This window comes from Leucobacter muris, from assembly GCF_004028235.1.
Classification (GTDB): Bacteria; Actinomycetota; Actinomycetes; order Actinomycetales; family Microbacteriaceae; genus Leucobacter; species Leucobacter muris.
Map to the genome: position 1 here is coordinate 2000702 of NZ_CP035037.1, position 23170 is coordinate 2023871.

The 23170-nt window shown below is 72.9% G+C and carries 27 protein-coding genes and 1 pseudogene; 14 read left to right on the top strand and 14 right to left on the bottom strand.

Annotated features, from left to right (window positions below):
• Positions 1–77: 77 nt before the first annotated feature.
• Positions 78–863, bottom strand: coding sequence for an SOS response-associated peptidase family protein (locus Leucomu_RS09365; protein WP_128387046.1), 786 nt, complete (start codon positions 861–863; stop codon positions 78–80).
• Between the two features lie 46 nt (positions 864–909).
• On the opposite strand from Leucomu_RS09365, the gene Leucomu_RS09370 reads away from it, so the two are divergent.
• Positions 910–1359 (top strand): YdeI/OmpD-associated family protein, encoded by a 450-nt coding sequence (locus tag Leucomu_RS09370; RefSeq protein WP_017883116.1) that lies wholly within the window; start codon positions 910–912, stop codon positions 1357–1359.
• Between the two features lie 122 nt (positions 1360–1481).
• On the opposite strand, the gene Leucomu_RS09375 is transcribed toward Leucomu_RS09370, so the two are convergent.
• The 3 genes from Leucomu_RS09375 to Leucomu_RS09385 all read right to left on the bottom strand — a co-directional run bounded on the left by Leucomu_RS09375 (position 1482) and on the right by Leucomu_RS09385 (position 3495).
• Positions 1482–2570: a YihY/virulence factor BrkB family protein gene (locus tag Leucomu_RS09375; protein ID WP_194294544.1), complete on the bottom strand. Its 1089-nt coding sequence runs from the start codon at positions 2568–2570 to the stop codon at positions 1482–1484.
• Between the two features lie 157 nt (positions 2571–2727).
• Entirely contained in the window at positions 2728–2934 is a 207-nt protein-coding gene (locus Leucomu_RS09380) for a hypothetical protein (protein WP_128387047.1), read from the bottom strand.
• A gap of 27 nt (positions 2935–2961) precedes the next feature.
• Complete coding sequence (locus tag Leucomu_RS09385) at positions 2962–3495, bottom strand: lipocalin family protein (protein ID WP_017883119.1); 534 nt, start codon at positions 3493–3495, stop codon at positions 2962–2964.
• A gap of 289 nt (positions 3496–3784) precedes the next feature.
• On the opposite strand from Leucomu_RS09385, the gene Leucomu_RS09390 reads away from it, so the two are divergent.
• Complete coding sequence (locus tag Leucomu_RS09390) at positions 3785–6046, top strand: excinuclease ABC subunit UvrA (protein ID WP_128387048.1); 2262 nt, start codon at positions 3785–3787, stop codon at positions 6044–6046.
• Between the two features lie 24 nt (positions 6047–6070).
• Here the strand turns inward: Leucomu_RS09390 and Leucomu_RS09395 are convergent, their stop codons facing one another.
• Together Leucomu_RS09395 and Leucomu_RS09400 are read right to left on the bottom strand one after the other, a co-directional pair.
• Positions 6071–6508: a VOC family protein gene (locus Leucomu_RS09395; protein WP_128387049.1), complete on the bottom strand. Its 438-nt coding sequence runs from the start codon at positions 6506–6508 to the stop codon at positions 6071–6073.
• A 108-nt stretch (positions 6509–6616) separates the two neighbouring features.
• Entirely contained in the window at positions 6617–7078 is a 462-nt protein-coding gene (locus tag Leucomu_RS09400; protein ID WP_128387050.1) for a MarR family winged helix-turn-helix transcriptional regulator, read from the bottom strand.
• A 51-nt stretch (positions 7079–7129) separates the two neighbouring features.
• On the opposite strand from Leucomu_RS09400, the gene Leucomu_RS09405 reads away from it, so the two are divergent.
• Positions 7130–7432, top strand: a complete 303-nt coding sequence (locus Leucomu_RS09405) for a hypothetical protein (RefSeq protein WP_128387051.1) — start codon at positions 7130–7132, stop codon at positions 7430–7432.
• 57 nt (positions 7433–7489) lie between these two features.
• On the opposite strand, the gene Leucomu_RS09410 is transcribed toward Leucomu_RS09405, so the two are convergent.
• The 4 genes from Leucomu_RS09410 to Leucomu_RS09425 all read right to left on the bottom strand — a co-directional run bounded on the left by Leucomu_RS09410 (position 7490) and on the right by Leucomu_RS09425 (position 10584).
• A complete protein-coding gene (locus tag Leucomu_RS09410; RefSeq protein WP_228407051.1) occupies positions 7490–8422 on the bottom strand; it encodes an NADP-dependent oxidoreductase in 933 nt (310 codons plus the stop codon).
• 491 nt (positions 8423–8913) lie between these two features.
• Complete coding sequence (locus tag Leucomu_RS09415; protein WP_228407052.1) at positions 8914–9450, bottom strand: DUF6328 family protein; 537 nt, start codon at positions 9448–9450, stop codon at positions 8914–8916.
• A gap of 3 nt (positions 9451–9453) precedes the next feature.
• A complete protein-coding gene (locus Leucomu_RS09420; protein WP_128387053.1) occupies positions 9454–9675 on the bottom strand; it encodes a hypothetical protein in 222 nt (73 codons plus the stop codon).
• Positions 9676–9819: 144 nt separating this feature from the next.
• Positions 9820–10584 (bottom strand): glycerophosphodiester phosphodiesterase family protein, encoded by a 765-nt coding sequence (locus Leucomu_RS09425; RefSeq protein ID WP_017883128.1) that lies wholly within the window; start codon positions 10582–10584, stop codon positions 9820–9822.
• Between the two features lie 561 nt (positions 10585–11145).
• Between Leucomu_RS09425 and Leucomu_RS09430 the strand changes: the two genes are divergently transcribed.
• Positions 11146–11715 carry a hypothetical protein gene (locus tag Leucomu_RS09430; RefSeq protein ID WP_128387054.1) on the top strand — a complete coding sequence of 190 codons (570 nt, stop codon included), beginning with the start codon at positions 11146–11148 and terminating at the stop codon, positions 11713–11715.
• 10 nt (positions 11716–11725) lie between these two features.
• On the opposite strand, the gene Leucomu_RS09435 is transcribed toward Leucomu_RS09430, so the two are convergent.
• Positions 11726–11992, bottom strand: a complete 267-nt coding sequence (locus tag Leucomu_RS09435; protein ID WP_031289703.1) for a DUF7218 family protein — start codon at positions 11990–11992, stop codon at positions 11726–11728.
• A gap of 150 nt (positions 11993–12142) precedes the next feature.
• On the opposite strand from Leucomu_RS09435, the gene Leucomu_RS15190 reads away from it, so the two are divergent.
• The gene (locus tag Leucomu_RS15190; protein WP_164884531.1) at positions 12143–12295 is read left to right on the top strand and encodes a hypothetical protein; all 153 of its coding nucleotides are present in this window, start codon (positions 12143–12145) and stop codon (positions 12293–12295) included.
• A gap of 1 nt (position 12296) precedes the next feature.
• Positions 12297–12968: a DUF6766 family protein gene (locus tag Leucomu_RS09440; RefSeq protein WP_017883131.1), complete on the top strand. Its 672-nt coding sequence runs from the start codon at positions 12297–12299 to the stop codon at positions 12966–12968.
• Between the two features lie 7 nt (positions 12969–12975).
• On the opposite strand, the gene Leucomu_RS09445 is transcribed toward Leucomu_RS09440, so the two are convergent.
• Positions 12976–14520, bottom strand: a complete 1545-nt coding sequence (locus tag Leucomu_RS09445) for an FAD-dependent oxidoreductase (RefSeq protein ID WP_128387055.1) — start codon at positions 14518–14520, stop codon at positions 12976–12978.
• Between the two features lie 102 nt (positions 14521–14622).
• Complete coding sequence (locus Leucomu_RS09450) at positions 14623–14805, bottom strand: hypothetical protein (RefSeq protein ID WP_017883133.1); 183 nt, start codon at positions 14803–14805, stop codon at positions 14623–14625.
• A 250-nt stretch (positions 14806–15055) separates the two neighbouring features.
• On the opposite strand from Leucomu_RS09450, the gene Leucomu_RS09455 reads away from it, so the two are divergent.
• A complete protein-coding gene (locus tag Leucomu_RS09455; RefSeq protein ID WP_228407053.1) occupies positions 15056–15352 on the top strand; it encodes a hypothetical protein in 297 nt (98 codons plus the stop codon).
• Positions 15353–15356: 4 nt separating this feature from the next.
• Positions 15357–16253, top strand: coding sequence for a sigma-70 family RNA polymerase sigma factor (locus Leucomu_RS09460; protein WP_164884532.1), 897 nt, complete (start codon positions 15357–15359; stop codon positions 16251–16253).
• On the opposite strand, the pseudogene Leucomu_RS09465 reads toward Leucomu_RS09460, so the two are convergent.
• Positions 16215–17188 (bottom strand): annotated as a pseudogene (locus Leucomu_RS09465) (glycosyltransferase family 9 protein). The gene Leucomu_RS09460 and the pseudogene Leucomu_RS09465 overlap by 39 nt on opposite strands.
• An 85-nt stretch (positions 17189–17273) precedes the next feature.
• Between Leucomu_RS09465 and Leucomu_RS09470 the strand changes: the two are divergent.
• The 6 genes from Leucomu_RS09470 to Leucomu_RS09495 are packed head-to-tail and all read left to right on the top strand — an operon-like array spanning position 17274 to position 23169.
• Positions 17274–17822: a D-glycero-alpha-D-manno-heptose-1,7-bisphosphate 7-phosphatase gene (locus tag Leucomu_RS09470; protein WP_017883137.1), complete on the top strand. Its 549-nt coding sequence runs from the start codon at positions 17274–17276 to the stop codon at positions 17820–17822.
• Positions 17819–18883 (top strand): glycosyltransferase family 9 protein, encoded by a 1065-nt coding sequence (locus Leucomu_RS09475; protein WP_128387057.1) that lies wholly within the window; start codon positions 17819–17821, stop codon positions 18881–18883. The genes Leucomu_RS09470 and Leucomu_RS09475 overlap by 4 nt, the downstream gene beginning before the upstream one ends.
• Positions 18880–19926 carry a glycosyltransferase gene (locus Leucomu_RS09480; RefSeq protein WP_128387058.1) on the top strand — a complete coding sequence of 349 codons (1047 nt, stop codon included), beginning with the start codon at positions 18880–18882 and terminating at the stop codon, positions 19924–19926. Before Leucomu_RS09475 ends, Leucomu_RS09480 begins: the two co-directional genes overlap by 4 nt.
• Complete coding sequence (locus tag Leucomu_RS09485; RefSeq protein ID WP_128387059.1) at positions 19923–21176, top strand: glycosyltransferase; 1254 nt, start codon at positions 19923–19925, stop codon at positions 21174–21176. The genes Leucomu_RS09480 and Leucomu_RS09485 overlap by 4 nt, the downstream gene beginning before the upstream one ends.
• Positions 21173–21811: a D-sedoheptulose-7-phosphate isomerase gene (locus tag Leucomu_RS09490; RefSeq protein WP_017883141.1), complete on the top strand. Its 639-nt coding sequence runs from the start codon at positions 21173–21175 to the stop codon at positions 21809–21811. The genes Leucomu_RS09485 and Leucomu_RS09490 overlap by 4 nt, the downstream gene beginning before the upstream one ends.
• Positions 21808–23169, top strand: coding sequence for a PfkB family carbohydrate kinase (locus tag Leucomu_RS09495; RefSeq protein ID WP_128387060.1), 1362 nt, complete (start codon positions 21808–21810; stop codon positions 23167–23169). Before Leucomu_RS09490 ends, Leucomu_RS09495 begins: the two co-directional genes overlap by 4 nt.
• Position 23170 lies beyond the last annotated feature (1 nt).

A 23170-nucleotide genomic window follows, 5' to 3' on the forward strand; every position in this document is an offset into this window, starting at 1 on the left:
AACTCCGGACGCGGAGCGCCGGACGACCGCTGCGGCGCCGGGGCGGCGGTTCGGCGCCCCGCGTTCGGAGGGACGCCTCAGAAGAGGGTCGGGGCGGCGGATCGCGGGTACTCTCCCGCGGCATCGGAGGCCTCGACGGAGGCGGCGGCATCGGCGGCATTGACAGCACCGACGGCACCGACGGCACCGACGGCACCGACGGGAGCCTGCCCGACGGGCGGCTCGGGATCCGCCCAGCCCCGCTCCCCGATCGCCCGCACCGCGAGCGACAGCTCCTCGGACCCCGCCACGGCCGCCCCGAGGAGGGCGGCGTCACCGGGGCGCCAGGGATCGAGCCACTCGTCGTGCATGCCGCGCGGCAGCAGCAGCGGCATGCGCGGGTGGGTGTCGGCCGCCGCCCCGACCGCGTCGCGGGTGACGAGCGAGTAGCTCATGAACGCGTGCCCATCGCCGCGGTGAACGGGGGTGACGATCGCGGCGATCCCGAACAGCTCGTCGCCGGGCAGCGCGAACGGCGTGCCGCGCTCGATGTACCAGTGCGCGGGCACGATCGCCCGTCGCTGGAACGGCGACCGCCACTTGCGCAGCAGGGTGTCGTCCCGGGAGTTGAACGCGCTGTAGGGCGCCGGCTCCCCGCCGCTGTGGAGCCACCACCAGCCGAGCTCGACGGTGCGCTCGCCGTACCCGCGGTGGATGATCGGGTTGAGGTTGCGGGCTCGGCGCCCGGTGATGCGGGCCCGGCCCCGATGCTCGCGCGCCCACGCCTCGAGCAGCAGGCGGCTGTCGGGCTCGTGCATGGGCGGCAGGTCGAAGGTGAGCCCGAGCCCGTGGGGGCCGCCTCCGAATCCGTAGCTCGAGCACATGCCCTCAACTGTAGGCGTCGCGGCGCCGCACGCGTAGCATGAGCGCATGGCACTGCAGATCGACACCACGCTCGAGCCCCGGGGGCCGGCCACCGCGATCGAGCTCGACGACGAGCAGGTGGCGGCGCTCGGCGGCGGCAGACGGGCGGCCGTGCGCGTCACCATCGGAGGCCGCTCCGCCAGGCTGCGACTCGCGTCGATGGGCGGCAAGAACCTCATCGGCCTGTCGAAGGCCGCCCGCGCCGAGCTCGGCGTGGAGATCGGCGACACCGTCACCGCCCTCGTCGAGCTCGACACCGTCGAGCGCGCCGTCGAGCTGCCCGACGATCTCGCGGTGGCGCTCGACGCGCAGCCGGGACTGCGCGCCGCCTTCGACGCACTCGCCCCGTCGCGTCGCAAGGAGCACGCGCGCTCCGTCGTCGAGGCGAAGCGCGCCGAGACCCGCGACCGCCGCATCGCCGCGATCCTGGATCGGCTGCGCGACGCGCGGGGCTGATCGCCCGCCCGATCCGGGTGCCGGCTGCGGCTCAGCGCAGCTGGGGGCGCAGCAGAGAGCAGCGGAGGGCGCAGCGGGGCAAGACCGCCGCGGACCCCCGATGGTGCGCGCCCCGATTCGGGTCAGCGCAGCGGGGGCGAATCGGCGGCGGATCCCGCCCCGGGGTCGGGATCGCGGCCGGCCTCCTCGCGCTCGGCCGCGCGGGCCGCGCGCAGTTCGCGGGTCGCGGCCTGCAGCGCGTCCTCCGCCCGCTGCCGTCGGCGCTGCGCGAGCGTGCTCGCGCCGTACTTGAGGCGCACCCGGTCACGGGCCTCGTCGGCGCCCGTGATGATGTAGCTGCTGGCGATGAGGATCACCTGCGCCGACAGGTTGAACCACAGCAGCAGGGCGATGAGGGCCGCGAACGAGGCGAGCAGCGGGTTCGAGGTGGCCCCGCGCACGAAGAGGCCCGAGAGCTCCTGCAGCACGGTCAGCCCGACGCCGCCGATCATACCGCCGACCCAGAGCGCCCGAGCGGGGGCCCGCACCCCGGAGAGCAGCCGGAAGACCACCACGATCGCGACGGTGTCGATCACGAACACCACGATCACGCCGACGACGCGGGTGAGCGCACCCGAGACGGCGTCGCCGTCGGAGAGGCCGAACCACGAGGCGACCGCGTCGACGCCGACGGAGGCGACCATGCTCATCACCGCGGCGGCCACCAGCAGGCCGCCGAACACGATGCCGACCAGCAGGTTGCGCAGCAGCACCCACAGGAAGAAGCCGTCGTCGTGCAGCTGATCCGCGAGCACCCGCAGCGCGGTGCGCAGACTCGCGATGGCACTGATCGCCGCGCCCACGAGGCCGAGCAGCGAGATCACACCCACCACCGTGAAGCCTGCCGGCGCGTCGATGCTCTCCGGATCGACGACGTCGGTCAGGCCCGGCAGGAAGTTCTCGAGCGCCCCGGTGAGGGCGTTCATGGCGTCGGGGTTGCCCCCGAGCCACAGCGCCGCGAGCGAGAAGCCCAGCAGCACCGCCGCGAAGACGCTGAACAGGGCGCGGTAGGTGATGCTGTCGGCCAGCATCGTGCCGCGGTGCTCGCTGTAGAGCAGATAGGATCTCACGATCCTGAGCCGCAGCGCCCCAGCGATCGCCCGCTGCGCGAGGCCTGCGATACCGCCCTTGCGCGCATCCTCCGTGCCGTGTTGCCGCCCCTGCTTCGCCATGGGTTCAGCCTATCCAGAGCCGACGGGCGCGCCAGGGCCTTCCCCCAGCGCGCGGCGATGCGCTATAAGCGAGGGGCGGAGCGAGGCCGTCCTCGCTCCGCGCACCGCTCTCCGCGTTCCTCTCGCGCGCCCGGCTCACGGCGCCGCCCCTGCGACGCTACTGCTCGGCGCCCGTCTCTTCCGGCTCGTCGTCGAGCGGCACCGCTCGCTGCTGCTCCACCCAGTCGACCTCGCTCACCGGCTCGGCGGCGGTCGAGAGCGGTTCGGGATCCGGCTCCTCATCGCTCGGGTCGGCCGGCGCGAGCTGATCGAGCAGGTCGGCCTCGGGCACATCGGCGGGGGTCTCGAAGGGATCGGGGGTCATGATGGTTCCTCCTGGGTTTCTCTTCGGTCAGCGATCGGTCTGCCGGGCGAGCTGCTCATCGGTGACGCGGGCGCCCGACTGCTCGGGGCGGATCCAGCGACCGAGGTCGAAGCCCTGCCGTCGAGCCTCTGCGAGCAGCTCCCGCTCCGTCGACTCGTCGACGCGGGGCTCGCGCGCGAGCAGCCAGAGGTGCTTGCGGTCGGGCGTGCCGACGAGCGCGTGGCGATAGTCGGGGTCGACGCGCAGCACCCAGTAGTCGGCGCGAGTGAAGGGGATCCACCGCAGCCCCTCGGGCAGGAAGCTGACCCGCAGCCGGCCGGCGTGGTCCTCGTCGGGCTCGGCCTGCCCGAGGGCCTGCGTCGGCGCACCCTCGGCGTCGATGCAGCGGTTGTCGACGCGCACCGTGCCGTCGTCGCGCAGCGAGTACTCGGCGGTCACGTCGCGCGCGCCGTCGTCCTCGAAGCGCAGCGGCAGCCGTCCCAACTCGTACCAGAGGCCCAGATACCGCTGCAGGTCGAGATCCTCGACCGACCGCACGTCGCCGTGTTCCTGCTCGCCCATCGCTGCTCCCTCCATCGCAGATATCTCCACCAGTCTGCAGAAGATCGCACCGCGGGGCCAGGCCTTGACACCCGCGCGCCGGCCCCCGTCCACCGCTCCACCGCCCCGCCCGGCGCACCGCCCGGCGCACCGACCCTCCGCCCGCCGCCACGCCCCCAGCGCACCGATCGACGTTCGAGCACCTCGATCCGACGGATCGGGGTGCTCGAACGTCGATCGGTGTGCGAAGCAGCGCAGCCGCCTAGGATCGAGCCATGAACGGCACGGGGGTCCAGGCGAGTGCATCGGCGTGGTCGGCGCTGCGACCAACAACCTTCGCGACGTGAGCCTCGAGGTGCCCAAGAAGGCGCTGACCGTGTTCACGGGCGTCTCGGGTTCGGGCAAGTCGTCGCTCGTGCTCGACACGATCGCGGCCGAGGCGCAGCGCCTCGTGAACGACTCCTACCCGAGCTTCGTGCGCAACCGGCTGCCGCAGCTCGCCGCGCCCGAGGTGCAGTCGATGAGCGGCCTCACCTTCACGGCGCTCATCGACCAGCGCCGGTTCACGGGCAACGCGCGGTCGACCGTGTCGACCGCCTCGGACACCGCACCCCTGCTGCGCCTCGTCTTCTCGCGGATCGGCGAGCCGAACGCGGGTTACTCCCCCGCCTACTCGTTCAACGACCCGAGCGGCATGTGCCCGGTCTGCGAGGGCCTCGGCACGGTGGTCGACATCGACATCGACGAGCTCATCGACCCCGAGAAGAGCATCGACGAGGGGCCGGTGCGTTTCAGCCAGTTCAGGCCCGGCGTCTACCGGTGGAAGCGCTTCGCCTACTGCGGCCTGTTCGACCGCGAGAAACCGCTGAAGGACTACACCGACGACGAGATGGATCTCTTCCTCTACGCCGACCAGCTGAAGCTGCCGAACCCGGATCCGCGATTCCCGAAGACCGCGCGCTTCGACGGCGTCGTCACCCGCATGCGCGACGTGTACGTGAAGAACCGCCCATCGAAGATCTCGAAGCCGGTGCGGGAGGAGCTCGATCGGCTCACCGCCCAGCGGGTGTGCCCCGAGTGCGGCGGCGCCCGCGTCAACGCGGCGGCGCGCGCGAGCCTCATCGACGGGCGTTCGATCGTCGACTGGACCGCGATGTCGGTCGCCGAGCTGCGCCGCCTGCTCGACGGCTTCTCCGACGCCCGCGTGGAACCCGCGCTGGCCGGCATCCGCCGCACGCTCGACGCGCTACTCTCGGTCGGCCTCGGCTATCTGTCGCTCGACCGCGAATCGTCGACCCTCTCGGGCGGCGAGGCGCAGCGCGTGAAGATCGTGCGCCACCTGGGCAGCGCCCTCACCGACGTCACCTACGTGTTCGACGAGCCGTCGACGGGGCTGCACCCGGCCGATGTGCAGCGCCTCAATCAGCTGCTCATCCGCCTGCGCGACGCGGGCAACACGGTGCTGGTGGTGGAGCACCACCCGCAGGTGATCCGCGTCGCCGACCACGTGGTCGACATGGGCCCCGGCGCGGGATCCCGCGGCGGCGAGGTGCAGTTCGAGGGCACCCCCGCCGAGCTGCGGCAGAGCGACACCCTCACCGGCCGGTTGCTCGCGCGTCCGCTGCGCCTCGCCCACGCGCCGCGCCGCCCCTCCGGCGAGGTGCTCGTCGAGCGGGCGAGCGCCCACAACCTCGCCGGCTTCGACGCCGCGGTGCCGCTCGGGGTGCTGACCGCGGTGACGGGCGTCGCGGGGTCGGGCAAGAGCTCGTTCGCCACCGATGAGCTGCCGCGGCAGCACCCCGAGTTCGCGGTGGTGGGTCAGGATCCGCTGCGGGGCGGTGTGCGATCCACCTCGCTCAGCGTGCTGGGCGTCGCCGACGACGTGCGGCGGGTGTTCTCGGACGAGTCGGGGCTCGCGCCCGCGTGGTTCAGCTTCAACTCGAAGGGCGCCTGCCCGGCATGCCGCGGCAAGGGCTACATCACCACCGAGCTCGCGTTCCTCGACGACGTGGCCACCCCCTGCGACGAGTGCGGCGGGGAACGGTTCAACGAGCGGGCGCTGTCGGTGCGCGTCGAAGGGCGCACGATCGCCGACGTGCTGACGATGACCGCGGAAGAGGTCGCCCGGCTGTTCGGCGACCGCGACGAGATCGCCGCGAAGATGCGCTGGCTCGACCGGGTGGGCCTCGGCTACGTCGCGGTCGGTCAGTCGCTCGACACGCTCTCGGGCGGCGAGAAGCAGCGACTGCTGCTCGCGAAGCACCTCAGCGGCGTGACAGATCTCTCTCGTGAGCGCATCGTGCTCGACGAGCCGACGACGGGCCTGCACCCGGGCGACGTGGATCGCATCAACGCGCTCTTCGCCGAGCTCGTGGAGGGCGGCGCGACGCTCGTGGTGGTGGAGCACAATCTGCGCGTGGTCGCCGAGGCCGATCACGTGATCGACATCGGGCCGGGCGCCGGTGTCGACGGCGGGCGCCTCGTCTTCGCCGGCACCCCCGCGGAGTTGGCCGCGCACCCCGATTCGCTCACGGGGCTGGCGCTGCGGATCGCCTCGGGCGCGGCCGAGTGACGGAACCTCGCGCGCGCCGGCCGCTCAGCTCTTCCGCAGATCCTGCGCGAGCATCACGAGGATGCCGCTGGGACCGCGCAGGTAGGTGAGCCGGTAGACGCCCTCGTAGTCCGCGACGCCGCGCAGCGGGCGGCAGCCGTGTTTCGCCGCGACGGCGAGGGCCTCGTCGATGTCGTCGACCGAGAAGGCGACCCGGTGCATGCCGATCTCGTTGGGCTGCGCGGGCGGGGACTCGACCGCCTCGGGGTGGAGGTATTCGAAGAGCTCGAGTCGCCCGAGGCCGTCGGGAGTCTGCAGCAGGGCGATCTTCGCGCGGTTGCCGTCGAGGCCGACCGCGGTGTCCGCCCATTCGCCGCTGATCGTGTCCCGGACGACGAGCGCGAGGCCGAGATCGGTGAAGAACGCGACCGCGGCCTCGATGTCGCGAACCGCGATGCCGACGTTCTCGAGTGCGATGCCCATGGGGGGGCATGCTAACAAGCGGAACCGAACCGGTGCCGCGACTGCGGAGCTGCGGGGGCGACGGACCGGGGCCGAGTGTCTCGCGGATCGGTGCGGTGCGAACGCGGATCAGCGCCCCGTGCCCTCGCGTGCGCCGTCGACGGCCTCGATGATGGCGGTGAGTTCGTCGCGCAGGGCGAGCAGGCGCTCGACCGGCAGGCCGAGCCGCTCGACGACCGCGGGCGGCACGGAGAGCGCCTGCTCGCGGAGCGCACGACCTCGCTCGGTGGGCACGATCTCGAAGGTGCGCTCGTCGCCCTCGACGGGCACGCGCTCGATGAGCCCGGAGTGCTCGAGCCGCTTGATGATCGGCGAGAGGGTGGCGGGATCGACGCGCAGCATCTCGGCGATCGCGCCGAAGCGCAGGGGGGCGTCGCCCCAGAGCGCCAGCATCACGAGGTACTGCGGGTGCGTGAGCCCGAGCGGCTCGAGGATCGGTCGGTAGACGCCGATCACGCTTCGGCTGGCGACCGCGAGCGCGAAGCAGACCTGCCGGTCGAGTTCGAGCGCGTCGTCGGGAAGATCCTGCATGCCGCCATCCTACCTCGTTCGTGCACGAATGAACCTGCTAGCATTTCGTTCGTGGGCGAACAAAAACGCAAGAAGCGTCACCTCTGGCACCGGACCCCCTACGACGGGGTGCCGGGCGCGTACGCGGCGATCCAGCGGTTCCTCTACCAGTTCGAGGGGCCGGCGCAGCTCGGCGACCGCAACGAGCCGCCGTATGTGCCGCCGGCCGATCCGAAGTGCCCCATCTGCGGGCGATCGATGAAGCAGCACCGCATCGACCGAGGCGGGCCGGGCAAGCCGACGCACCTGACGTGCCCGCCGCCCGAGCCGCAGGAGCCCCGCGACCGCGTCGCAGACACCGAGGCAGAGGCCTGACGAGCCGGGCACGAGGCACTGGCCCCGGCGCCCGCGTGCGGGCATCGCCGTGCCGCGCTACTCCACGGTGATGACGATCTTGCCCGTGGTGCGGCCGGTCTCGCCGAGGCGGTGCGCCTCGGCGATCCGCTCGAGGGGGAAGGTCTCGGCGACCGCGGGGCGCAGTCGACCGGTCTCGACCAGCGCGACGATCGAGCCCAGGTCGGCGCGTGACGAGTCGACGAGCATCCGCACCGCTCGCACCCCCAGCCGCTCCGCCTCACGATCGAAGTCGTCGGAGCCCATCGGCAGCGTCGAGACGACCGTGCCGCCGGGGCGGAGGGTCTGCACGGACCGGATCGAGGTGTCGCCGCCGACGGTGTCGAAGACGACATCAGCACCCCGGGCGACCTCGGCGAAATCCTGTGCGCGGTAATCGATGGCCTCGTCGACGCCCAAGCCCCGCAAGAAGTCGTGTTTGGCCGCGCTGGCCGTGCCGAGCACGAACGCCCCTCGCGCTTTGGCGATCTGAACGGCGACGTGCCCCACTCCTCCGGCGGCGGCGTGGATCAGAACGCGGTGCCCGGGCTGCAGATCCGCATAGTCGATGAGCGCCTGCCACGCGGTCAGCGCGACCAGCGGCAGCGCCGCCGCTTCGACGTGACTGAGCGGGGCGGGCTTCTTCACGAACACCCGTGCGGGTGCTGCGACGTACTCGGCGTGGGAGCCGTGGCCGAACGGGTAGGACAGCATGCCGAACACCTCATCGCCCGGCCGGAAGCGCGCGACCCCGATGCCGACGGCTTCGACCACGCCCGACAGGTCCCACCCGAGCACGAACGGCGGGTCGCCGATGAAACCCTCGGCCGATCGGTGCTTCCAGTCGGTGGGGTTGAGGCTCGCAGCGCGAACGCGCACGAGGATCTCGTTCGGTCGCGGCTCAGGGCGGGGCACATCGACGACCTCGAGGACCTCGGGGCCCCCGAAGGAGCTCTGGACGGCGGCTCGCATCGTGGCATTCGCGCTCATGGCCACCACGATGCCAGATCCGCTGCTTTCGCGAAACCGTCGACGCCCGGCGACGCCGACGCGGCGCGGCGACGGCCGTCGTGGTCGACCGACACGCCCCGGCGCGCGCATGAATGTCGGTGTCGGGCCGTAGGCTCTGCGCTCAGAACCCGTCTTCGAGAAATGAGGATCCATGCGCATCCGCGAGGGAACGGTGCTCGACAGCAGCACGGCGGTCACGGCACACGAACTGGTGCTCGAGCAGCAGCGCGAGCGGGGGGGAGATCGAGAACGCCGCCTACTTCATGAAGAAGCGCTCGCTCGTGAAGATGCTCTGAACAGGCTGGATCGCCGGGCTCCCGCGAACAGCGGAGCGCCCTCCCTCCGGCCTCGTCTCCTCGGCGTCGCAGAGGCACGGCTTCTCAACGCTCGACAGCCCGATCGCGATCGCCCCGCAGCGCGTGAGCGCCCGAGCGCTTCGAGCCGTGATCGCCTCACCGGGCTCCGGCACTGCCCCGCTCGCCCCCGATTTCGTCAGCGGGTTCGGCCTCCTCCTCGACCCCGCCCATGGGAACGAAGATCCACAGCACGATGCTCAACAGCAGCGCCGCGGCCAGAGCGGTGAGCCCCGCCCCCCGGCTCACCGCGAAGTCGAAGATCAGCCCGGTCACGCCGGCGATGAGCAGTGCGACGACCACGAGGTTCGCCATCAACAGACCGTTGCCCACGCGCACGATGCGCCCCTTCTGGCGCTTGCCGAAGAACCGGCGGTGCACCACGACGAGCGACAGCCCGAGCAGCGTCGACGCGCCGGCGAGCGAGACCAGCGTCAGGTAAAGCACCAGCTGGATGTCGTCGAGCTCCGTGAAGCGGGGCTGGAAGGCGACGGCGAGCAGGAAGCCGCCGAGGATCTGCGTGCACGTCTGCGTGACGCGCACCTCCTGCAGGATCTCGTTCCAGTTGCGATCGGCGCGCTCATTGGCGCTCTCGCCCCTGCCGTCGTCGAGCACACCCCGGGAATGGGCCGCCATCGACTACCGCCCGGGATCCTCGAGATCCTCGTGGCCCCGACGCGCGGCAGACGACGACACGTCCTCGCCGAGCTCGTCGAGCGCGGCCCGGGGATCCTCCTCGGTGGTCTGCACGGCCTGCTCCTCGTCGGGGTCGACGGCGAGCTCGGAGTCGTCGCGATGCTCGGTGACGACGAGCTCGTCGTCTTGGTCCTTCTCCTCGTTCTGCTCCCAGATCTGCGCCATGGCGTCCTCCTTCGTCGCGAGCCGTACGTCGGTCGCGGCCCGCCCGCCCGTCAGACCGGATGCGGGCCGCGATGCTCTCAGCCTAGAAGCGGCGGGGCGGGGCGTCAGCGGGGTTGACGCGGAGGCCGCGATGCGAGTAGCGACTCAGCCGAGCGTCTCGATCGCGAGATCGGCGCGATCGGTGACGATGCCGTCGACGCCGCGTTCGATGAGCGCCATCATGCGAGCGGGCTCGTTGACCGTCCAGACGTGCACCTCCACGCCCGCGCGGTGGGCGGCGTCGATGAGCCTCGGTCCGAGCACGCGGATCGGCCCCTGCCGCTCGGGGATCTGCAGCGCATCGAGCCCGTCGAGCGCGCGCGCCTCCGCGCGGCGCGATCGCGACGCGACGGCGGCGAGCAGCGTCGCGATGCCGCGCTGGCCGGGCGAGGTCGCCGGGCGGGCCCCGGCGGCCGCGGCCGAACGAAGGGTGCGCAGCCGGTGCGCGTCCGAGAAGCTCGTGATGAGCACCCGGTGCGCGTGAGGTGCGACGATGCGGCCCGCGGGGTCGGCCGCCTCGCGGGCTTTGACGTCGACGTTGAAGCGCGCGCGGGGGAACTCGTCGAGGGCCTGCTCGAGTGTGAGCAGCCCGCCGCGTTCGGACATGAGGGCGGAGAGTTCGCGCAGCGTGATCTGCGAGACCTGCCGGGGATCTCCGGTCACGCGCCGCAGCTCGGCATCGTGGAACAGCACGACCTCGCCATCGGCCGTGAGGCGGCAATCCGATTCCAGGTAGACGGCGCCCGCGTCGACCGCCGCGTCGAAGGCCGCACGGGTGTTCTCCGCCACACCCGCGGCGGCCGCGCGCGGCGCCACGAGCCCGCGGTGGGCGAGCACGCGCGGCGGGAGCACCCGCCGCTGCCCGGGCACCGCAGCCGAGAGGTAGGGGTGCTGCTCGCTACGTGGCGGCACGCGCGCTCCCGCTCGACGCGGCGGATGGGCTCTCGGACACGGTGACAGTATGCCACCGCGGCGGCTCGGAACGGCCAAAGTAGCCCACCCCACCCGGTTTGTCGACCCCCTGAACCGGCGCCCTGCTCAGGTGTTAGCTTCGCACCAGAGGCGCGGCGCCGAACTGCGCCGTGCCCAGGTCTTCGAGAGGAGCCGATGATGGACGCGAACGACCGACCGCAGGACCAGCCCCCGTTCGGCGGCAAGGACCGAACCTCACCCGCTCACGGAGCCTCGCCAGAGGCGGAAGCGCCGGCAGGGCCGGCTTCGGATACGCCGCGCGCACCCGACCCCGAGCCGCAGCCCGACCCCGGGCCCGATCCCGCGCCGCAACCCGACCCGCTGCCGCAACCCGATCCGGCACCGGACCCCGCGCCCGCGCCGACACCCGGTCCCGGGCCGGCCCCCGGTCCGGGACCGGGTCCTGAGCCACCGCTCGACCCCGTACCCGAACCGGCTCCCCAGCCGCCGCTCGACCCCGTGCCCGAACCGACTCCCCAGCCGCCGCTCGAGCCGGATCCCGAGCCGCCGCTCGACCCCGACAGCAAGGAACGCCTGCTCGAGGAGTCCCCCGACGCCCCGCACTCGGCGTCGCGCTTCGACGCGGGCAACGGGCAAGGCACCGTGTCGGGCCCCTCGTGGGGTCAGTCGACGCAGGATCGGCCGATCCTCGACGGCTCGACCCAGGATCCGTCGGCGGAGGCCTCCGTACCGAACCCTCACCGCGGCCAGAGCGACCCGGCGACGATCGGGCGCCAGCCGGCGCTCAACAGCACGAAGACCGACCGCTGGCTGATCTCCTCGACCGTGGCGGCAGCCCTCGTGACGGCCGTGCTGCTGATCCTCGCCCAGTTCGATCCGGTGTGGAGCGGTGTCGGCATCGTGGTCGCCCTCGTCGGTCTGCTCGCGATGCTCGTGGTGCGGATCAGCAAGCTCGGCCGCCGTCCGCGACTGCGGGTGATGGCGGTGCTGCTCGCCGTGACCTGGCTCGTGCCGCTCGCGGTGATCATCTCGATCATGATCGGCCGATCCGGCCAGATCTGGGGGTGAGCGCGCCGCCTCAGTGGTTGCGGAGCTTCTCGATGAGCTGGGGCTTGCGCAGCTTCGAATAGCCCGTGATGCCGAGCTCCTTCGCGCGGCGCTTCAGCTCGTCGACGGTGCGATCCTCGTAATCCTCCGCCTCGCCCCCTCGACGGCCCACCTTCGAGCGGCCCTCCTTCGCGGCGGCGTTCGAGATGCGCGCCGCCTTCTCCTCGGAGTTGCCCTCCTTGCGCAGGCGATCGTAGAGCTCGGGATCCTTCAGCTGCGGGGTCTTCGACTTCGGCACGACGCTCACATCCTTTCCGACATCGAGCCGCGTCCGTGCGCGCTCGACAACCATCCGTTCGTCTCGAAGCTAAGCCGCCGGGGCGGTGCTAGACAGGCCCTCGACAGCCGTGCCGCGAGCGGGTACGCTGTCGCGCCGCCGCCTGCAGCGGTGGCACACCCGAAGGGCGCTCCGCAAGGCCCTACCGCCGTGGATCGGGCCGGCCTTACGATCACCACTATGAAGGCGATGTTCTGGTTATGGATGGGACTGGTGCTGGTCGGGCTGCTCGCGATGTTCGCGATCGTGATGGTGGGCCGCTGACATGAGGATCAAGGATCACGCCCTCTCGCTCTGCTTCGCAGCGGCGTTCGTCATCACGCTGGCCGCCCAGTCGCTGGCCGGGCTCTCGGTCTACAACGAGGAGCAGCTCTCGCACGGCGGGCAGCCGAGCGGCTGGCTTGAGTTCGTCACGTCGTCCGACTTCGTGGTGGATGTCGCCGAGAACTGGCAGTCGGAGTTCCTGCAGTTCCTGCTGTTCATCATGGCGACGGTGTGGCTCGTGCAGCGCGGCTCACCCGAGTCGAAGAAGGTCGGCGACGAGGGTCTCGGCACCGACGAGGATCAGCTCGTCGGCGAGCACGCGAGGCCCGACTCGCCGAAGTGGGCTCGCGCCCGCGGGTGGCGGCGCCGCATCTACAGCAACTCGCTCGCGCTCACCATGGGCGCCATCTTCATCGCCTCCTGGCTGCTGCAGGGACTCGCGGGCTCGGTCGTGTACAGCTCGGAGCAGCAGCAGCACGGTCTTCCGCCGGTCTCGTTCGGCGAGTACCTGCTGACCGCAGACTTCTGGAACCGCACGCTGCAGAACTGGCAGTCGGAGTTGCTCGCGGTGGGCTGCATGGTGGCGTTCTCGATCTTCCTGCGCCAGCGCGGGTCGTCGGAGTCGAAACCTGTCGGCGCTCCGCACGGCCTCTCGGCCGTCGAATCGGAGTAGGGGCCGCTCACATCGGGCTCGCGGAAGCGGGCCCCGCATCGTCGAGGCGATCGAGATCCCGCACCGCAGGCCCCTCGAGCAGGCGCCCGTCGGCCGCGAAGCGCGAACCGTGCAGGGGGCAGTCCCACGACTGCTCGGCGGCGTTCCAGTTCAGCACGCCGCCGAGGTGCGTGCACACCCCGGATACCCGGCAGACCTCGCCGTCGACCTTCGCCATGCCCACGGGCGAGGCGCCGTCGCGCGCGACCACTCCCTCGCCCTCGACCGGCACGCCGACCTCGTCGCTCGATCGCAGCTGGGCGGAGGCCCACCCCGAGACGAGGTGCCCGGCGACCGCCGCGTTGGCTCCGATCGCGTCGCGCATCTCGGGCAGTCGCGCGGCGTGCCGTCGCAGCTCCAGCGCCCACTCGAGGTGGCCGCCGAGCACGTCGGCGGCGATCGTCAGCGCGGCCGCGACGGCGTTCGTCATGCCCCACTTGTTGTACCCCGTGGCCGCGTAGATGCGCCCGCCACCCCGGGGCAGCGGGCCGGCGAAGGGGATGCGGGAGTGCGCGCGGTAGTCCTGCGCCGCCCACCAGCACTCGCGATCCCGCACCCCGAAATTCTGCTGCGCCCACGCGTCGATCGCGCGCAGTTCGTCGTCGGTGCGCTCGGCGCGGCCGGTCACGTGCGCTCCTCCGCCCACGAGCAGCAGCTGCTCGCCGTCGCGGCCCGCCGCGGTGCGCAGCGAACGATCGGGGGCGCCGGCCGAGACGTACATGCCGGACGGCAGGGGCGACGATGTCGGACCCGGGCGGTAAGCGCCCACGAACGACCGCGATGGTTCCAGCTTCGCGAAGAACAGGCCGCGGTCGAGCACCGGCACCCCGCTCGCGAGCACGCAGACCCCGGCGTCGATGTCGCCGAGCACGCTGCGCACCCGCACACCCGCGTCGCGCCGGTCGACGTCGACCACCCGGCAGCGCTCCACGAGCCGGCCGCCGCGCTCGCGCAACTCGGCGGCCAGCGCCGCGAGCACGATCATCGGCTGCAGCTGGGCCTGCTCGGCGAGCGCGAGCGCGCCCGCGGTCTCGAAGGGCAGCCCGGTCTCCGTCGTGTCGAAGGCCGCCACGCCGGCCGAGCGGGCGGCGTCGAGCTCGCGCTCGAGCGACTCGAGCTGCGCGGGCTCGGCGGCGTACGTGTACGCGGTGCGCCGCTCGGCTTCGAGGCCCCAGCTCTCGAGCTGCCGCAGCAGCCAGGCCTGCCCCTCCCGGTTCGCCTCGGCGTACGCCTGCAGCGCCCCGTCGCCCGCGTGCGAGCGCAGCTCGGAGAGCACGGTGCCCTGCAGCAGGCTGAGCTTGCCGGTCGTGTTGCCCGTGGTGACCGCGCCGGCTCTGCGGGCCTCGAGCACGGTCACGCGCTGCCCCGCGCGAGCCAGCAGCACGGCGGTCGTCAGGCCGGTGAGCCCGGCCCCGACGACCACGGCGTCGCAGGGATCGGGCGAGAACGTCTCCGACTCGATGCTCGGGCCCGTCAACCGCCACAGTGAGGTCGTCTGCCATCGGTGCGTCATATCGGCGACTGTATGCGAGCCGTCACCGCACGGCGACCCCGTTGACAAGCGGGCTGCGAGCTGCGCGAGCAGCGGAACGGCGCGATCCCGCCCCTGCCCGATTCACGCCCGCGCGCATTCGGTCGGGGCCGCCTCCGCTTCGACGCGGCGGGCGGGCGGCGACGGCGCGCCGTGCACCGGCGGCTCGGGGGCACCGGCCACCGCCCCTCGTCGCGGATCCGCTGCGATCTCGGCCAGCTCGGCGAGCGGCAGTACGGAGAGCAGTTGCAGGGTGTCAGTTCGCACGGTCCAAACCTCCTCGGGCAGGGGCGGGATCGCGCCGTTCCGCTGCTCGCGCAGCTCGAGGGCGGCCCAGTCATCATCGTGGCCTTCCGCCGCACGGCTACCCAGGCCTTGACAGATGTCACGGCAACATATATTTACGCGCTAGCCGATCCCGGGGAGAAGTGCAAGCCCTCGAACGCTCGAGAGCTGCGTGGTTACGGTCGGTGAGCCGGGTGATCCGAATCCGGAGACGCACGAGAGGAGCGCAGTCATGAGCATCAACGACCCCCAGGCCTCGAAGCCGGGAGAGCCGCGCAAGCACGAGTCGGAGGAGCGGGAGCTGCGTTCGAGCACGGTGCCCACCGAGCACGGCTCGGACGCGCCGGAGTCCGAGGAGGACGTGCTGAGCGATCCCGCGCGCGATGACCGCCTCGGCTCGGACTGGGCCGACGAGGGCGGTGCGGTGCCCGCGGGCCCCGCCACGGATGCGCCGGCGCCGGACGGCGCCGAGGACGAGGATCCGAAGCGCACGACGGGCGCGGCCGGCGAGCGCGACTCCGAGGAGTGACATCATGCGTGCCGCTCTTGTCGACTCCACCGCCTCGGCGGGGTCGGGCGCGCTCACCGCGGAGCGCCGGACGCGTGCTACCGTCGCCGAGGTCGATCGGACCGCACGGGTGCGGGCGCAGGAGGCCCACGATGCGCGCGCCGCAGCGGCCCTCGACTCGGCGCGTGAGTTCTCGGCCGAAGGCCGGAGGGAACTCGAACAGCGAGTGGTGCTCGAGTACCTCGGACTCGCGAATGCGATAGCCCAGCGCTTTCAGAGCTCGGGCGTCGAGCTGAACGAGCTGCGGCAGGTGGCCTACGTGGGGCTCACCAAAGCGGTGCGACGGTTCGACGCCCAGTGCGGCAGCGGTGTCGCCGCCTTCGCGGTGCCGACGATCTCGGGCGAGATCAAGCGCTACCTGCGCGATGCGACCTGGGCCGTGCGCCCGCCACGCGCCCTGCAGGAGCTGGCGCTCGAACTGCGCGGGCTCGTCCCCGCGCTCGCCCAGCGTCTGGGCCGCGAACCGACGGTCGAGGAGCTCGCCGCCGAGGTGGGGCGGTCGCCGTCGCGCGTCTCCGAGGCTCTCGAGTGCGGGCGGGGACGGCAGGCGCTGTCCCTCGACGCGCCGGTCGGTTCGACGGGCGGCGGCGGAGATGCCGAGACCGTCTCGCTCGGAGACGCCATGCCGGCGCCCGAGGGCGAGATGGAGGAGCGCGCCGATCTGACGCTCACCCTCACCTCGGCCCTTCGCACGATCCCGCTCGCGGAGCGCCGCGCCGTGCACCTGCGCTACTTCCGGGACATGACTCAGACCGAGATCGCCGCGGAGATCGGGGTGAGCCATATGCAGGTCTCCCGCCTGCTGCGGCGCGGCCTCGACGCGCTACGCCGAGAGCTCTTCGCACGCGGCGCGCACGAGTGAGCGCGCCGCGGCGACGACCTCGTCGGCGGTGACCGCGAGCAGAGCGGGATCGGGATCGTCGGCGAACGCCGCCCCGCGGCGCAGTCGAGCATCGGTCAGCACGACGTGGGGACCGTCGGCCGGCGGTCCCCACACCTCCGGCGGCGCCGGCCCGAAGAGCACCACGGACGGTGTGCCGTAAGCGGAGGCGAGGTGGGCCGCGCCCGTATCGACTGTCACGAGCACCGCCGCAGCGGCGACGACCGCGGCGAAGGCGGTGAGGTCGGCCGCGCCCGCGAGCACGTCGTTCTCGGGCAGCCCCGCCGCGCGCGCGACTTCGAGCGCCCGGGCCCGATCCTGCTCCCCTCCCGTCAGCACCACCCGCAGCCCGCTCTCCGCGAGTCGGCGCGCCACCTGCGCGAACCGCTCGGACGGCCACTCGCGCGACCGGTAGAACGCCCCCACGTGCACCACGGCGGCCCCCGCTGCCCAGGAGCCTCGTACGGCGCGGCGATCGCGACGTCGGAGGCATCGGCCTCGATCCCGTGGGCGGAGACGAGCCGCACCCAGCGTTCGCGTTCGTGCATGCCGTCGACCCACTGCAGCCCATCGGGGCGCCCGGGGGTGCTGTGCACGATCGACAGGCGCGCTCCCAGCTCGTCGATGCGGCGGCGGCTCTCCTCCCCGCAGCCGTGCAGATTCACCGCCACATCGACCTGACCGGGGGTGAAGGGCAGCGGCTCGTCGAGCCCCGGTGTGGGCAGCAGCTCGTCCACGGCGTCGATGAGCCGCACGACTGGCGCGAGCCACCCCGGCGCGGCGAGCACGATGCGGTGGTCGGGAAATCCGCGTCGAAGCCCCTTCAGGGCGGGCACCGCCACGAGCAGGTCGCCGAGCTTCAGCGCCCGCAGCACGAGCAGGACGGGCGGGACGGGCGGGTCGGTGCGGGCTGTCATGCCCCACCCATTACCACAGCCGGCGAGGTCTAAACAAGGCCGTAAACCGGTGTTTACTGCTTCTGCTTCGGGGAACCGGAGGGGTATGAGCAGCAGTGACGCCCCGATCGCGGCGGTCTTCTTCGACCGCGACGGCACCCTCGTCGAGGACGTGCCCTACAACGCCGAGCCCGAGCGAGTGCGGTCGCTGCCCACCGTGGCCGACACGCTCGACGAGCTGCGCGAGCTCGGTATCCGGGTGGGCGTCATCAGCAACCAGTCGGGCATCGGCCGAGGACTGCTCACCTCCGATCAGGTGCGCGAGGTCGACCGGCGCGTCAACGCGCTGCTCGGACCCTTCGACGTGTGGCGCATCTGCCCCCACGCCCCGGATGACGGCTGCGCCTGCCGCAAGCCGCAGCCCGGCATGATCCTCTCGGCCGCCGAGCAGCTGGGCATCGACCCGAGCCGCATCGTGATGATCGGCGACATCGGCGCCGACATCGAGGCGGCCCGGGCGGCGGGAGCGCGCGCGGTGCTCGTCCCCACGCCCCAGACCCTGCCCGAGGAGGTCGCCGCCGCCCCGCTCGTCGCGCGCACGGTGCGGGAGGCCGTGGCGCTGCTCGTGCCCGAGTTCGCGGAGGCGCGCGCATGAAGCCCCGGGTGCTCGTGGCGAGGCTCGACAGTCTCGGCGACGTGCTGCTCGCGGGCCCGGCCGTGCGGGCCGTCGCCGAGCGGGCCCAGGTGGTGATGCTCTGCGGCCCGCGCGGCGCCGCCGCCGCGCACCTGCTGCCGGGCGTCTCGGAGGTGATCGTCTGGGACGCCCCGTGGATCTCGGACCCCGCCCCGCCCGCCGACGCCGATCACCTCGACTCGCTCGTGGGGCGGCTGCGGGCGGCGCGCCTCTCGGAGGCGGTGATCGTCACCTCGTTCCACCAGTCCCCGCTGCCCCTTGCGATGCTGCTGCGCGTCGCGGGCGTCCCCCGCATCTCAGGCGCATCGGTGGACTACCCGGGCTCGCTGCTCGACGTGCGGCTGCGCCCGGGCGAGGATCTGCCCGAGGACATCCCGGAGCCCGAACGGGCCCTCGCGATCGCGGACGCCGCGGGATTCCCGTGCCGGGACGACGGGCGGCTGCGGATCCGACCGGTGCCCGAGGCCTCCGCGCTCACCGGATCCGCTCCCTACATCGTGCTGCACCCGGGCGCCGCGGTGCCGGCCAGGCAGTGGCCCGTCACAGGCTTCGCCGGGGCGGCCCGGCTGCTCACCGAGCAGGGGCGCCGAGTGGTGGTGACGGGCGGCAGCGACGAACGCCTGCTCACCCGCGCGGTGGTGCGGGAGGCGCCCGGTGCGGTGGACCTCGCGGGGGCGTGCACACTGCCGCAACTCGCCGGGGTGCTCGCCGGGGCGAGCGTGGTGATCGTGGGGAACACCGGGCCCGCGCACCTCGCCGCGGCGGTCGGAACGCCCATCGTGAGCCTATTCTCGCCCCTCGTGCCGGCCGAGCGCTGGCGCCCCTACGGCGTGCCGCAGCGATTGCTGGGCGACCAGACGGCGCCCTGCCGCGGCAGCCGGGCCCGTGTCTGCCCCGTGCCGGGGCACCCGTGCCTCGCCGGGGTGAGCGCGCAGGCCGTGGTGGCGGCGGCGCTCGACCTCGAGGCGGCGCGGGGCGGCGAGACGATCGCATCGAGCCCGACGAAAGGAGCACTGCGATGAGAATCCTGGTGTGGCACGTGCACGGCGGATGGATGGACGGCTTCCTGCGAGGCCGGCACGAGTACCTGATCCCCGCGGAGCCGCAGACGACGCTTCCGGAGCTGCCGCAGGGGGCGCGCCCGGTCGATCCGGCCTCGCTGCGCGACGAGGAGGTCGACGTCGTCGTGCTGCAGCGCACCGAGGAGCTCGAGCTCGTCGAGCGCCTGCTCGGCCGGCGGCCCGGGCGCGACGTGCCCGCCGTGTTCGTCGAGCACAACACCCCCAAGCGCCTGCCCGTGACCGAGCGCCATCCGCTCGCCGAACAGCGCGAGATCCCGGTCGCTCACGTGACCCACTTCAACCGCCTCGCCTGGGACTGCGGGGAGGCGCCCACGGTGGTGATCGAGCACGGGGTGCCGGATCCTGGTCCCCTCTACGTCGGGGATCTGCCGACGCTCGGGGTCGTCATCAACGAGCCGGTGCGACGTGGACGGGTGACCGGCACCGATCTACTGCCGACGTTCGCGCGGGCCGCGACCCTCGACTGCTTCGGGATCGACGTCGACCTGCTGCCCGAGGCCCTCGGCCTGGGCGACCGTCTGCAGGCCGTGGGCGATCTCCCCACGGCGCAGCTGCACGCCGAGCTCGCGCGACGACGCGCCTATCTGCACCCGCTGCGCTGGACCTCACTGGGCCTGTCGCTGCTCGAGGCCATGCACCTCGGCATGCCGGTGCTCGCGCTTGCAACGACCGAGGCACCGCGCGCCGTGCCCCCCCCCCCCGACGCGGGCGCCGTCTCGGCCGACCCGACAGAGCTGGCCGCCGCGGCCGGGCGCCTGATCGAGGATCCCGACGAGGCTCGCCAACGCGGGCGCGCGGCCCGCGCGTTCGCCCTCGAGCATTACGGCCTCGAGCGGTTCCTGCACGACTGGGACACTCTGCTCGCCGATCAGGTCGAGACCCGCGCAGCTCGCCGCGTCCGCACCCCGGCGGACACCGCGCACCGATCCCCCGACCCCGCGAACCCCGCGGCGCCCGGGCTTATGAAAGGAGCACTCCGATGAGAATCTCCATGGTCTCCGAACACGCCAGCCCCCTCGCGCCCCCCCCCCCCGGGAGCGTCGACTCGGGCGGGCAGAACGTGCACGTGGCGGCGCTCTCGCGCGCCCTCGCCGATCTCGGGCACACGGTCACCGTCTACACGCGCCGCGACGACGCGGCGCTCCCCACGAGGGTGGCGCTGTGCAAGGGCGTCGACGTGGTGCACCTCACCGCCGGCCCGCCGCGCAGGATCCCGAAGGACGAGCTGCTGCCCTACATGGGCGTGCTCGCCGAGGAGCTCGCCGCCTCGTGGCGCTACGATCCGCCGGACGTGGTGCACAGTCACTTCTGGATGTCGGGCATCGCCGCGCTCGAGGGGGCGCGGCTGCTGCCCGAGCACCAGCGCCCCGCGGTCGCACACACCTTCCACGCTCTCGGCGCCGTCAAGCGCCGCCACCAGGGGGCGTCCGACACGAGCCCCGCGGAGCGGGCCGATCTCGAACCCCGCGTGGGCCAGCAGGCCGACGCGGTCATCGCGACCTGCGACGACGAGGTCGACGAGTTGCGCGCCCTGGGCGTGCCCTCGCACCGCATCGAGATCGCCCCGTGCGGGGTCGACCCGGACGAGTTCGACACGGTGGGCACCGCCGAGCGGCGCGGCTCGCGGCACCGCCTGCTGAGCGTGGGCCGCATCGTGCCGCGCAAGGGCATGGATCTCGCGATCCGCGCGCTGCCGCTGCTGCGCGAGCTGGGCTTCGACGACGTCGAGCTCGAGATCGTGGGATCGGGCGACGTGGTCGACGGCCGCGACGCGGAGGTCGACCGGCTGGGCGAGCTCGCCCGGGAGCTCGGGGTCGCCGACCGGGTGCACCTGCGCGGCCAGGTGGGCCGGGACCGGATGCCGGCCCTGCTGCGTTCGGCCGACGCCGTGATCTGCACGCCCTGGTACGAGCCGTTCGGCATCGTGCCGCTCGAGAGCATGGCGTGCGGCACCCCCGTCATCGCGGCCGAGGTCGGCGGGCTGCGCGACAGCGTGATCGACGGGATCACCGGCCTGCACGTGCCACCGCACGACGCCCTCGCCATCGCCGAGGCGGCCGCCCGGATGCTCGGCGACGAGCCCTTCCGACGCGCGCTCGGCACGGCGGGCCGCGGGCGCGTCGAGGCCCGCTACACCTGGGCGGGAGTCGCCCGGCAGACGGAAAGCATCTACCAGCGGCTGCTCGCGCGCGAGCGTCAGCAGCCCGGACAGCTCTTGGAGATGGCGCAATGACGATCACCCACACCACCGCCCCATTCCGCTCCCGTCGGCGCGACGCCGTCGACGGCAACCGGGTCGCTGCTCACTTCGAAGACCTGCGAGACGCACTCACGTGCGCCTCGCGTCACGCCGAGCACCTCGAGGCGTGGGGCGTCGAACTCGCGGCCCGCCTGCGCTCGGGATCGCGACTGCTCGTCGCCGGCAACGGCGGTTCGGCCGCCGAGGCGCAGCACCTCGCCGCCGAACTCGTCGGCAGGTACCGCGGCGACCGCGACGCCTACTCGGCGATCGCGCTCTCGGCCGAGACCTCGAGTCTCACCGCGATCGGCAACGACTACGGCTTCGCCGAGGTGTTCGCTCGGCAGGTTCGCGCCCACGCCCGCGTGGGCGACATCGTGCTGCTGATCTCGACGAGCGGCGCGAGCCGCAACCTCATCGAGGCCGCACGCGCCGCCCGCAACGTGGGGGCCGTGACCTGGGCGCTCACCGGAGAGGGGCCGAACCCGCTCACCACGGTGTGCGATGACGCCGTCTGCATCGACGGCGCCGCCCCGCACGTGCAGGAGTGCCAGCTGGCGGCGATCCACGCGGTCTGCGAGGTCTTCGACTCCCAGGTGACCGACGCGTCGGCCGGGGGTGCGACATGAGGATCACGGTGGTCGGGGACACCCTGCTCGACGAGGACGTCGAGGGCACGATCGAGCGGCTCTGCCCCGACGCGCCCGTGCCCGTGGTCGACGTGTCGGCGCACCGGTTCCGCGCGGGCGGGGCGGGACTCGTCGCGGCCATGCTGCACCACGACGGTCACGAGGTCGAGCTGGTGACCGCGCTCGGCGACGACGAGGCGGCGCGGCGCATCCGCGAGCGACTGCCCGGCGTCTCGATCATCGCGTGCGATTCGGCGGCCCCCACCCCGGTGAAGCGACGCGTGCGCACGGCCGATCAGGCGGTGTGCCGCATCGACGAGGGATGCGGACCGCCGCCTGTGCCGCGCGTGGACGATCTCGCACTCGCCGCGGTCTCGCGGGCGGAGGCGATCGTCGTCTCCGACTACGGGCGGCGCCTCACCGAGCATCCCGAGCTGCGCGCGGCCCTGCAGCGGCGCGCTCTGCGGGTGCCGCTCGTGTGGGATCCGCACCCGCGCGGCACGGAGCCCGTCTCGGCCGCGCGGCTCGTCACCCCGAACATCGACGAGGCAGCCGCGGCGGCGGGCACGGGGCGCGGGGCCGCGCACGCGTCGGAGGCCGCCGAGCGGCTGCGCGAGCGCTACGGCTGCGCGGCGGTGCTCGTGACGCTCGGCGAACTCGGCGCGCTGCTGCACGAGGGCGAACGAGCGCCTGTCGAGATCACGACCGACCCCGTCGAGGCGGCCGATCCGTGCGGCGCCGGCGACCGGCTCATCTCGGCCGCGGCGGCCGCGCTCGGGCGCGGCGCCGGTCTCGAGGAGGCCGCCCGCGAGGCCGTCGCGTCGGCGCGGGCCTATCTCGCCGCGGGAGGCGTCGCCTCGCTGCCCGAGCCGGAGACGATCGAAGCGCCCGCCGGCGCGCCGACAGACGACCCGATCGCCCTCGCCCGCTCGGTGCACGAGCGCGGCGGCACCGTCGTCGCGGCCGGCGGCTGCTTCGATCTGCTGCACGCCGGGCACGTGCGCACCCTCGCGGCCGCGCGAGACATGGGCGACTGCCTCGTCGTCTGCCTGAACTCGGATGACTCGGTGAGGCGGTTGAAAGGGCCCGAGCGCCCGATCATCCGCGAGCACGACCGGGTCGAGATGCTGCTGGCGCTGAACTGCGTCGACGCGGTGCTCGTGTTCGACGAGGACGGTCCCGAGCGAGCACTCGAGCGGCTGCGCCCGCACGTCTGGGTGAAAGGAGGCGACTACACGGTCGAGGCGCTCCCCGAGACGCCGCTGCTGCGCAGCTGGGGCGGCACCACCGTCACCGTGCCCTACCACCTCGGCAGATCCACGACCCGGCTCGCGACCGCGCTCGCCCGCGTGGGCTGAG

Coding starts and splice junctions, on each gene's coding strand:
- Leucomu_RS09365 (WP_128387046.1), bottom strand. CDS start 863: ATGTGCTCGAGCTACGGATTCGGAGGCGGCCCCCACGGGCTCGGGCTC.
- Leucomu_RS09370 (WP_017883116.1), top strand. CDS start 910: ATGGCACTGCAGATCGACACCACGCTCGAGCCCCGGGGGCCGGCCACC.
- Leucomu_RS09375 (WP_194294544.1), bottom strand. CDS start 2,570: ATGGCGAAGCAGGGGCGGCAACACGGCACGGAGGATGCGCGCAAGGGC.
- Leucomu_RS09380 (WP_128387047.1), bottom strand. CDS start 2,934: ATGACCCCCGATCCCTTCGAGACCCCCGCCGATGTGCCCGAGGCCGAC.
- Leucomu_RS09385 (WP_017883119.1), bottom strand. CDS start 3,495: ATGGGCGAGCAGGAACACGGCGACGTGCGGTCGGTCGAGGATCTCGAC.
- Leucomu_RS09395 (WP_128387049.1), bottom strand. CDS start 6,508: ATGGGCATCGCACTCGAGAACGTCGGCATCGCGGTTCGCGACATCGAG.
- Leucomu_RS09400 (WP_128387050.1), bottom strand. CDS start 7,078: ATGCAGGATCTTCCCGACGACGCGCTCGAACTCGACCGGCAGGTCTGC.
- Leucomu_RS09410 (WP_228407051.1), bottom strand. CDS start 8,422: ATGCGAGCCGCCGTCCAGAGCTCCTTCGGGGGCCCCGAGGTCCTCGAG.
- Leucomu_RS09415 (WP_228407052.1), bottom strand. CDS start 9,450: ATGGCGGCCCATTCCCGGGGTGTGCTCGACGACGGCAGGGGCGAGAGC.
- Leucomu_RS09420 (WP_128387053.1), bottom strand. CDS start 9,675: ATGGCGCAGATCTGGGAGCAGAACGAGGAGAAGGACCAAGACGACGAG.
- Leucomu_RS09440 (WP_017883131.1), top strand. CDS start 12,297: ATGAGGATCAAGGATCACGCCCTCTCGCTCTGCTTCGCAGCGGCGTTC.
- Leucomu_RS09445 (WP_128387055.1), bottom strand. CDS start 14,520: ATGACGCACCGATGGCAGACGACCTCACTGTGGCGGTTGACGGGCCCG.
- Leucomu_RS09455 (WP_228407053.1), top strand. CDS start 15,056: ATGAGCATCAACGACCCCCAGGCCTCGAAGCCGGGAGAGCCGCGCAAG.
- Leucomu_RS09460 (WP_164884532.1), top strand. CDS start 15,357: ATGCGTGCCGCTCTTGTCGACTCCACCGCCTCGGCGGGGTCGGGCGCG.
- Leucomu_RS09470 (WP_017883137.1), top strand. CDS start 17,274: ATGAGCAGCAGTGACGCCCCGATCGCGGCGGTCTTCTTCGACCGCGAC.
- Leucomu_RS09475 (WP_128387057.1), top strand. CDS start 17,819: ATGAAGCCCCGGGTGCTCGTGGCGAGGCTCGACAGTCTCGGCGACGTG.
- Leucomu_RS09480 (WP_128387058.1), top strand. CDS start 18,880: ATGAGAATCCTGGTGTGGCACGTGCACGGCGGATGGATGGACGGCTTC.
- Leucomu_RS09485 (WP_128387059.1), top strand. CDS start 19,923: ATGAGAATCTCCATGGTCTCCGAACACGCCAGCCCCCTCGCGCCCCCC.
- Leucomu_RS09490 (WP_017883141.1), top strand. CDS start 21,173: ATGACGATCACCCACACCACCGCCCCATTCCGCTCCCGTCGGCGCGAC.
- Leucomu_RS09495 (WP_128387060.1), top strand. CDS start 21,808: ATGAGGATCACGGTGGTCGGGGACACCCTGCTCGACGAGGACGTCGAG.